The organism is Chromobacterium sinusclupearum (genome assembly GCF_002902845.1).
In the GTDB taxonomy this organism is placed as follows: Bacteria; Pseudomonadota; Gammaproteobacteria; order Burkholderiales; family Chromobacteriaceae; genus Chromobacterium; species Chromobacterium sinusclupearum.
Window position 1 is genome coordinate 197993 of the sequence record NZ_PPTF01000060.1, and the last position, 8436, is coordinate 206428.

The 8436-nt window shown below is 62.2% G+C and carries 10 protein-coding genes; 7 read left to right on the forward strand and 3 right to left on the reverse strand.

The window, feature by feature from the left end; all coding sequences use genetic code 11:
- The first annotated feature begins 125 nt into the window (after window positions 1–125).
- Window positions 126–479, forward strand: a complete 354-nt coding sequence (locus C2134_RS12940; RefSeq protein WP_146042158.1) for a hypothetical protein — start codon at window positions 126–128, stop codon at window positions 477–479.
- 56 nt (window positions 480–535) lie between these two features.
- On the opposite strand, the gene C2134_RS12945 is transcribed toward C2134_RS12940, so the two are convergent.
- From C2134_RS12945 to C2134_RS12955, 3 genes are all read right to left on the reverse strand, one after another.
- Window positions 536–1192 (reverse strand): TetR/AcrR family transcriptional regulator, encoded by a 657-nt coding sequence (locus tag C2134_RS12945; protein ID WP_103320591.1) that lies wholly within the window; start codon window positions 1190–1192, stop codon window positions 536–538.
- Window positions 1193–1261: 69 nt separating this feature from the next.
- Complete coding sequence (locus tag C2134_RS12950; RefSeq protein ID WP_103320592.1) at window positions 1262–2107, reverse strand: mechanosensitive ion channel family protein; 846 nt, start codon at window positions 2105–2107, stop codon at window positions 1262–1264.
- Between the two features lie 7 nt (window positions 2108–2114).
- Entirely contained in the window at window positions 2115–3725 is a 1611-nt protein-coding gene (locus tag C2134_RS12955) for a peptide chain release factor 3 (protein WP_103320593.1), read from the reverse strand.
- 170 nt (window positions 3726–3895) lie between these two features.
- On the opposite strand from C2134_RS12955, the gene C2134_RS12960 reads away from it, so the two are divergent.
- From C2134_RS12960 to thiL, 6 genes are all read left to right on the forward strand, one after another.
- On the forward strand, window positions 3896–4513 hold the full coding sequence (locus C2134_RS12960) for a riboflavin synthase subunit alpha (protein WP_103320644.1): 618 nt from the start codon (window positions 3896–3898) through the stop codon (window positions 4511–4513).
- Window positions 4513–5172 (forward strand): Dph6-related ATP pyrophosphatase, encoded by a 660-nt coding sequence (locus tag C2134_RS12965; RefSeq protein WP_233163826.1) that lies wholly within the window; start codon window positions 4513–4515, stop codon window positions 5170–5172. The genes C2134_RS12960 and C2134_RS12965 overlap by 1 nt, the downstream gene beginning before the upstream one ends.
- On the forward strand, window positions 5081–6325 hold the full coding sequence (gene ribBA / locus C2134_RS12970; protein WP_439646995.1) for a bifunctional 3,4-dihydroxy-2-butanone-4-phosphate synthase/GTP cyclohydrolase II: 1245 nt from the start codon (window positions 5081–5083) through the stop codon (window positions 6323–6325). The genes C2134_RS12965 and ribBA overlap by 92 nt, the downstream gene beginning before the upstream one ends.
- A 61-nt stretch (window positions 6326–6386) precedes the next feature.
- Entirely contained in the window at window positions 6387–6854 is a 468-nt protein-coding gene (gene ribH / locus C2134_RS12975) for a 6,7-dimethyl-8-ribityllumazine synthase (protein ID WP_103320596.1), read from the forward strand.
- 71 nt (window positions 6855–6925) lie between these two features.
- On the forward strand, window positions 6926–7375 hold the full coding sequence (gene nusB / locus C2134_RS12980; protein ID WP_043625360.1) for a transcription antitermination factor NusB: 450 nt from the start codon (window positions 6926–6928) through the stop codon (window positions 7373–7375).
- A gap of 69 nt (window positions 7376–7444) precedes the next feature.
- Window positions 7445–8395: a thiamine-phosphate kinase gene (gene thiL, locus C2134_RS12985; RefSeq protein WP_103320597.1), complete on the forward strand. Its 951-nt coding sequence runs from the start codon at window positions 7445–7447 to the stop codon at window positions 8393–8395.
- The last annotated feature ends 41 nt before the right edge of the window (window positions 8396–8436 follow it).

Sequence of the window (8436 nt, forward strand, 5' to 3'; positions counted from 1 at the left end):
TGTCCGCATGATGAGGGTAGACATCAGTGAATGTCGGATTGCTGAGCCTGGGCCACAAGCCTTGCGCGATGCAGTCACAATAATCCAATAGCTTGTTTATGAGGGGGAACCCTCGGGGTAGAGCCATGACTACAACTTTTCCTGAAGTGTTGGTGCTGCAGGCTTTGACTGCAGGTGCTTTTGATGCGGACGATGCCGATGTCCGCAACAACTTGGGGCTGCTGGGATTGCTGGATGTGTGTTCCCGCGATGGCCGCTTCCGTTTGACTGTGTCGTTGGAACCGGTGGACCCGGATGCGCCGTCGACGCAGTGGAATCTGGAAGCGGAGATGGAAGTGTGCGCGGATGGCGCGGTGGCGCGGCAGGGCGGGCGTCAGCTTGAATACATCGGCACCAAGCCGGGCAATTATTTGCGCGAGCTGCTGGCCGCCGGCGAGCTGGGTGACTACCTGGTGCCGGGGGCGGCTCAGGCGGCCTGACGCATGAGGTAAAGCATAAACAACAAAGCCACCCCAGGGTGGCTTTGTTGCTTTGGTCATGACGTTTTTTGCGCAGTGTGTCTTTCGTACAAAGACCGGAAGGCGTGCATGTATTCCGGCTGCACATAGGGCTTGAGCAGGGCTAGCACCTGCAAGACGCCGCGGTGGCCGGACTCCTCGGTGATGGGCGCCTTGGGGCGGGATGTCTGCTCGAAGGCGAACCAGAATTTCACTACCAGCCAGATATTGATGCTGACCGCCTCGATATCCTCTTCATCCATTTTCAACAGTCCCAGCCGGATGAATTCGCGGAAGTGTTCGCCCAGTATGTTCTTCAGCTCGGTGTTGACGAACTGGTGGTACTCCGACTGCATCTGCGGATTGCGCGCCAGCAGGCCCGGCAAATCGTAGAACATGAAGCGGAACTGCCACATCGCCAGGAAGGCGGTGTCCAGATAGTTCACCAGATCGTCGACCGTCATTTTGCGGTCTTCCGGCACGGCCAGGCGCTGGTTGATGAACTCCCTGTACATTATGAAAATCTGATATACGATTTCCTCTTTGTTGCGGAAATGGTAATACAAATTGCCCGGGCTGATGCCCAGGTGGGCTGCGATATGGTTGGTGGTGATGCTGCGCTCGCCCTGTTCATTAAACAGCTTGAGGCTTTCCTGGATGATGCGGTCGTAGGTTTTGATTCTGGTTTTACTCATGAGGCACCGGCTGGTGAGGGCTTCGCGTAGCGCAATTGTATACGATGTTTGGAGTTCTTGCTCTATTTCTTAGTCGGCGGCTGCCGGGTAGCAGTCGGCCATGAACTGATGCAGGACGGCCTGTTCGATACGTTGCCTTTCGCGGGCGGGGATGGCGATGCGCAAGATCAACTGATAGCGCTTTTCGTCGACGGGCTGAATGGAAATGCGCGGCTCCACCGATGGGATGTCCACCAGGTAGCGTTTGGCCATTTCTTCCATGTGCTGGCGCGCCAATTCCATATGCGGCAGGCAGGTGTTTTCCGCGGCCGCCATCAGCAGGCGCTCGGCCTGAGCTGGCGGCACAGTGTAGGCGAGCGGCACATTGATGATATGCATCACGTATTCGCCCATATAGTTTTCCCGTATCACCGGCGTGGACAGCAGCAGGCTGTTGGGGAAGGTGAGGGCGCGGCCGGTCATTTGGTGCGAGCTGTGATTGGGGCCGATTTCCATCACGGTGGTCGACAGCAGGCCGATGTCGACCACGCGGCCGCGCACCGTGCCGATCTCGATATGATCGCCCAGGCTGTAGCTGTCCGACATCTGGCGGACGACGCCGCCAGAGATGCACATGATCAATTCCTTGGTGGCCAGGATCAGCGCCGCGGCGAAGGCCAGCATGGAGACGGCCAGCGTCTGCAGTTCATTGGCCCAGATGAAGCCTATGCCGGCTAGTCCCGCCAGGAATAGGCCGTTTCGGGTGTTGACCGACCAGCGGCGGCGCTCCTCGACCGGCACGCCCTGATTTGCCGCCAGGAGCCGGTCGACTACGATGCGGATGATCAGCAGCGTCAGAATCAGCAGCAGCGAGCGGGTAATCTCGTGCGAGTAGTTTTCCCGCAGGAAGGCGATCAGGTCGAGGAAGGTGCGCATGGGCTGCTTAGTCGTTCAGCTTGACGGCGTGCTCGCGCGTCTCGTGGAACACGATGTCCGGCCAGCGTTCCTGCGTCAGCTGCAGATTGACGCGGTTGGGCGCCAGATAGGCCAGGTTGCCGCCAGCATCCGTGGCGATGTTCATCTGCAGCGTCTTGACGAATTCATCCAGCTTCTTGCGGTCGTCGCAGGTGAACCAGCGCGCCGACCAGATGCTGGCCGATTCAAAAATCGCGTCCACGCCGTATTCGGCGGCCAGGCGGCTGGCTACCACTTCGAACTGCAGCACGCCGACCGCGCCCAGGATCAAATCGCCGCCGCTGTGCGGCTTGAATACCTGCACCGCGCCTTCCTCGCCCAGCTGTTGCAGGCCTTTTTGCAGCTGTTTCAGCTTCAGCGGGTTCTTGATGCGCACCGAGCGGAACATTTCCGGCGCAAAGAACGGAATGCCGGTGAAAGCCAGCTCTTCGCCTTCGGAGAAGCTGTCGCCGATCTGGATATTGCCGTGGTTGGGGATGCCGATGATGTCGCCGGCAAACGCTTCTTCCACGATCTCGCGGTCGTGCGACATGAAGGTCACCACCGAGCTGGCGGAGATTTCGCGGTTCAGGCGCAGATGCTTCATCTTCATGCCGCGCTCGAACTGGCCGGAGCAGACACGCAGGAAGGCGATGCGGTCGCGGTGCTTCGGGTCCATATTGGCTTGAATCTTGAACACGAAGCCGGAGAACTTGGCTTCCTTCGGGTCCACGCTGCGCACGGTGGCGTCGCGCTGTTGCGGGGCCGGCGCCCAGTCGATCAGCGCGTTGAGGATCTCGCGCACGCCGAAGTTGTTGATGGCGGAGCCGAAGAAGACCGGAGTCAGCTCGCCGGCCAGGAATTCGTCCAGATTCCACTCGTTGGACGCGCCCTTGACCAGTTCGATCTCCATGCGCAGCTGTTCCATTTCCAGTGGGAACAGTTCGTCCAGGCGCGGGTTGTCTATGCCTTGGATCACTTCGATGTCGGATACCAGCTTCTCGGTGCCGGCTTCGAACAGGATCACCGCGTCGTTCAACAGGCTGTACACGCCGCGGAAGGTCTTGCCCATGCCGATCGGCCAGGTGATGGGCGAGCAGCGGATCTTCAGCACGTTTTCCACTTCGTCCAGCAGTTCCAGGCTGTCGCGGACTTCGCGGTCGCACTTGTTCATGAAGGTGACGATAGGGGTGTTGCGCAGGCGGCAGACATTCAGCAGCTTGATGGTCTGCTCTTCCACGCCCTTGGCCGCGTCGATCACCATCAGCGCACTGTCCACGGCGGTCAGCACGCGATAGGTATCTTCGGAGAAGTCCTGGTGGCCCGGGGTGTCCAGCAGGTTGACCGTGTGCTCGCGGTAGTCGAACTGCATTACCGACGACGCCACTGAAATGCCGCGCTGTTTTTCGATCTCCATCCAGTCGGAGGTGGCGAACTTGCCGCCCTTCTTGCCCTTCACGGTGCCTGCCATCTGGATGGCGCCCGAGAACAGCAGCAGTTTTTCCGTCAGCGTGGTTTTACCGGCGTCGGGGTGGGAGATGATGGCGAAGGTGCGACGGTGCGCAACTTCTTCGGCGATGCGGGCGAGTTCGACGGACATGGGGTGACTTGCTTGGAATTCGATAAAGCCGACTATTTTACCGGACTTGCCGCCCCACGGAAATCCTGTTGTCGCGGCTTTTTCGGCGGATTTCAGGCTGCGAATATGGCGACGGCCTGCGCGATAGCGGGGTACAATGACGGTACTTAAGCAGATTGAAGGAGCGTTCCGTGTTCACCGGCATTGTCCAGGGCGTGGCCGAAGTGGTCGCCATCGAAGAAAAGCAGGATTTCCGGACCCACATCGTACGTTTGCCGCAGGCCATGCTGCCCGGCTTGCAATTGGGGGCCTCGGTGGCGCACAACGGTTGCTGTCTCACCGTCACCCGCGTTGACGGCGATCGGGTTCACTTCGATCTGATGCAGGAAACGCTGCGCGTCACCAATCTGGGCGCGCTGAGGGTGGGCGACGGGGTCAATGTCGAGCGCGCGGCGCGTTTTGGCGACGATATTGGCGGTCATGCGATGTCCGGCCATGTGATGGGGCTGGCTACGGTGGTGGAGGTGATCGAATCGCCGAACAACCGCACCGTGTGGTTCGAGCTGCCGGCCGGCCTGAAAAAATACGTGTTCACCAAGGGCTATATCGGCATAGACGGCATCAGCCTCACCATAGGCGCGGTTGAAAACCGCCGCTTCTGCGTCCATCTGATCCCGGAAACGCTGACACGCACCAATATCGCCGGCCGGGCGCCGGGCGATCAGATCAATATCGAGATCGATCCGCAAACCCAGGCCATCGTCGACACCGTGGAGCGGGTGCTGGCGCAGCGCGGAGACGCGGTGTGATGCTGGCCGGCGAGCCGGCGCTGGCTTCTTGGAGCGGCGGCAAGGATAGCTGCCTCGCGCTGTGGCGCGCGGTGCGGCTGGGCGTCAAGCCCGTCCTGCTGTTGACCATGTGCGATGAAAGCGGAGAACGCTCGCGTTCGCATGGCGTGCGGCCGGAAGTGCTGGCGATGCAGGCGGAGGCGCTGGGTTTGCCGCAGCGCCTGGGGCGGGCGAGCTGGGGCGATTATCGCGAGGTCTTCGTCGAGGCCTTGCGCCGCGCCGCCGATGACGGCGTCAGGCTGGCGGTGTTTGGCGACATCGACCTCGACGCGCATCGCGAATGGGAAGAGCAAGTCTGCCTTGAGGCCGGCTTGCGCGCTTTTTTGCCGCTATGGCAACAGAAGCGGGCCGACCTGGCGCGCGAATTCGTCGCCGCCGGCTTTGTCGCCCGCATCGTGATGGTCAATACGGCATTGGCGGATGAAAAATGGCTGGGCCGCGTGTTCGACGCGGCCCTGATCGAAGAAATGCTGGCCGAGGGCGTCGATCCCTGCGGCGAAGCGGGCGAATTCCACACGCTGGTGGTGGATGGCCCGCTGTTCAATCGGCCGCTGGCGCTGCGCGACGGCGAAGTGGCGAAGCTCGGCGAATACCGGGCGCTGGATCTGCTGCCCGCGTAGAACGGGCGAACCGACAAAGGAAGAGAGCATGGCCATATCCCCGATTCAAGACATCATTGCCGACATCAAGGCCGGCAAGATGGTGGTGCTGATGGACGCGGAAGACCGCGAGAACGAAGGCGACCTGGTGATGGCGGCGGAGTATGTCACGCCGGAGGCGATCAATTTCATGGCCAAGCATGGCCGCGGCTTGATCTGCCTGACGCTGAGCGAGGAACGCTGCAAGCTGCTGAACCTGCCCATGATGACCGGCAACAACGGCACCAGTTTCGGCACCAACTTCACCGTGTCCATCGAGGCGGCCGAAGGCGTCACCACCGGCATCTCCGCCGCCGATCGCGCCCATACCATCCAAACCGCTGTGGCGCGGCTGGCCAAGGCCAGCGACCTGGTGCAGCCGGGCCACGTGTTCCCGCTGAAGGCGCAGAACGGCGGCGTGCTGGTGCGCGCCGGCCATACCGAGGCCGGCTGTGATCTGGCGATGCTGGCGGGCGCCGAGCCTGCCGGCGTGATCTGCGAAATCATGAATGACGACGGCACCATGGCGCGTCTGCCGGAACTGTTGAAGTTCGCCGAGGAGCATGGTTTGAAGATCGGCACCATCGCCGACCTGATCCAGTACCGCAGCCGCACCGAATCGCTGGTGGAGAAAGTGGGCCAGCGCGAGGTCGATACCCCGTTCGGCTGTTTCGATCTGCACGTGTTCCGCGACATCACCACCTCGGCCACCCATCTGGCGCTGAGCAAGGGCAAGATCCGCGCGGACCATGACACCCTGGTGCGCGTGCACGAGCCGCTGTCGGTGATCGATATGTTGGCGCCGCTGTGCAGCCATCACTCGTGGACGCTGCCCAATGCGCTGGAAACCATAGAGGAAGAGGGAAGCGGCGTAGTGGTGCTGTTGTACCGCGACGAAACCGGCGCCGACCTGGCGCAGCGCGCCCTGGGCCAGGAGCCGCCGCGGCAGAAGTGGGACAGCAAGACTTTCGGCATCGGCGCGCAAATGCTGAAGGCGCTGGGCGTCGGCAAGATGCGGCTGATGTCCAGCCCGGTCAGCCTGCCGTCGATGACCGGTTTTGAGCTGGAAGTGACCAGTTTCTGCCAGCCGCACCATTTTCATGTCGATGGCGAGGGCGGTCCGGGCGTGGCTTAATTGCCGTGCTTGCGCTACAATTGCCGGCTTTCCTTAGTGTTTTCGCCGCGAGGACTTTCCGATGTTTGAAGCTATCCAGCGTATTGAACCCAATCTGTCCGGCAAGGGCCTGAAAATCGGCATCGTGATGGCGCGTTTCAACACGCCGGTGTGCCACGGCCTGCGCGACGCCTGCCTGTCCGAACTGAGCAAGCTGGGCGTGGCCGAGCAGGACATCACCCTGGCTACCGTGCCGGGCGCGCTGGAAGTGCCGCTGGTGCTGCAGACCATGGCCAAGACCGGCCGCTTTGACGCGCTTGTGGCGCTGGGCGCGGTGATCCGCGGCGAAACCTATCATTTTGAACTGGTATCGAACGAATCCGGCGCCGGCGTCACCCGCGTCGGCCTGGATTTCGACATCCCGGTAGCCAATGCCATCCTGACCACCGAGACCGACGAGCAGGCGGAAGTCCGCATGCAGGAAAAGGGCGGCGACGCCGCTCGCGTCGCGGTAGAGATGGCCAATCTGCACAAGACGCTGCGCGGCTGAGTCAGTCGCCGCCAGCCATCACAGGGAGGCGCATCGCGCGCTTCCCTTGTTCTTTCCAAGGAATCGCCACCATGAAAACCGCTCGCCGCCGCGCACGCGAATTCGCCGTGCAAGGCATCTACGAATGGGAGCTGAATCCGGATCGCCCGGCTTCGCTGATCGAAAAACACCTGCGCGAGAACGAATATTTCGTCAAGGCCGACGAGGCGCTGTTTCGCGGCATCCTGTACGGCGTGTTGAAGGATGTGGAAACGCTGTCTGCCCAGGTCAGCCGCTACTACGAGCGCGCGGACGACGAAGTCAGTCCGGTGGAGCGCGCCGTGCTGCTGATGGCCGCGCTGGAATTGACGCAAAGCCCGGAAACGCCGTATCCGGTGATCATCAATGAAGCCATCGAAATCACCAAGACCTTTGGCGGCACCGATGGCCACAAATTCGTCAATGGCGTGCTGGACAAGCTGGCCGCCGATGTGCGCGGCGACGAAGTGCTGGCGCAGAAGCAGCGCCGCAAACAGGACTGAGCGTAGCGCCTCGCGGCGTGCCGCCATCGACGACACCCGCCGCAGGCGGGTGTTTTTGCGTGAGGGGCCATGAACGAGTTTGAACTGATAGGCCGTTATTTCAAGCGGCCGGCGCCATCGGCGCTATTGGGTGTCGGCGACGACGCCGCCATCGTGCGGCCGACGCCGGGCCATGATCTGCACATGTCGGTGGACATGCTGGTGGAGGGGCGGCATTTCTTCGCCGACGTCGCGCCGCGCGCGCTGGGCCACAAGGCACTGGCGGTCAATCTGTCCGATCTGGCGGCAATGGGCGCGCGCCCTCGCTGGGCTTTGCTGTCTCTGGCGCTGCCCAAGGCCGATGAGGCTTGGGTGGCCGAGTTCGCCGCGGGTTTCCTGGCGCTGGCCGACGCGCATGGCGTAGAGCTGATAGGCGGCGACACCACCTGCGGTCCGTTGACGCTTTCGGTCACGATATTGGGCGAGGCGCCTGCCGGACAGGCCTTGCGCCGCGCCGCCGCAAAAGCCGGCGACGACATCTGGGTCTCCGGCGAATTGGGCTTGGGCGCCTTGTCGGTGCGGCAGCGCTTGGGTTGGCTGAATGTAAATGACGCGGAACTGTTGGCCGCCGCTCGTTACAAACTCGAATACCCCGAGCCGCGTTTGGCGCTGGGCGCGGCCTTGCTGCCGCTGGCTCATGCCGCGGCCGACGTGTCCGACGGTTTGATGGCGGACTTGGGACATATTCTCGACGAATCCGCCGTCGCTGCCGAGGTTTGGGCCGATGCGTTGCCGTCGCATCCTGCGCTGGAAGCGCGGCGCGGCGAGTTTCTGGCCTGCCTGGCGGCCGGCGGCGACGATTACGAATTGGTGTTCACTGCCACGCCAGCCAAACGCGCCGCCATTGAAGCGGCCGCAGCGGCGCGCGGCTGCCGCGTCAGCCGCATCGGACGGATTGTGGCGGGGAAGGGCGCGCGGCTGCTGGATTCGGCCGGCGTGGAAATCAAATTGGACAAGGATGGTTATGACCACTTCGGCTGAAACGCTGAACATTACGCCGGACTGGCGTTTTCTGCTGCGCA

What these genes read in the sequence shown, in the direction of transcription:
- C2134_RS12945 (WP_103320591.1), bottom strand. Translation starts at nt 1,192, where the DNA reads ATGAGTAAAACCAGAATCAAAACCTACGACCGCATCATCCAGGAAAGC.
- C2134_RS12965 (WP_233163826.1), top strand. Translation starts at nt 4,513, where the DNA reads ATGCTGGCCGGCGAGCCGGCGCTGGCTTCTTGGAGCGGCGGCAAGGAT.
- C2134_RS12940 (WP_146042158.1), top strand. Translation starts at nt 126, where the DNA reads ATGACTACAACTTTTCCTGAAGTGTTGGTGCTGCAGGCTTTGACTGCA.
- thiL (WP_103320597.1), top strand. Translation starts at nt 7,445, where the DNA reads ATGAACGAGTTTGAACTGATAGGCCGTTATTTCAAGCGGCCGGCGCCA.
- ribH (WP_103320596.1), top strand. Translation starts at nt 6,387, where the DNA reads ATGTTTGAAGCTATCCAGCGTATTGAACCCAATCTGTCCGGCAAGGGC.
- nusB (WP_043625360.1), top strand. Translation starts at nt 6,926, where the DNA reads ATGAAAACCGCTCGCCGCCGCGCACGCGAATTCGCCGTGCAAGGCATC.
- C2134_RS12955 (WP_103320593.1), bottom strand. Translation starts at nt 3,725, where the DNA reads ATGTCCGTCGAACTCGCCCGCATCGCCGAAGAAGTTGCGCACCGTCGC.
- C2134_RS12950 (WP_103320592.1), bottom strand. Translation starts at nt 2,107, where the DNA reads ATGCGCACCTTCCTCGACCTGATCGCCTTCCTGCGGGAAAACTACTCG.
- ribBA (WP_439646995.1), top strand. Translation starts at nt 5,081, where the DNA reads ATGGCCCGCTGTTCAATCGGCCGCTGGCGCTGCGCGACGGCGAAGTGG.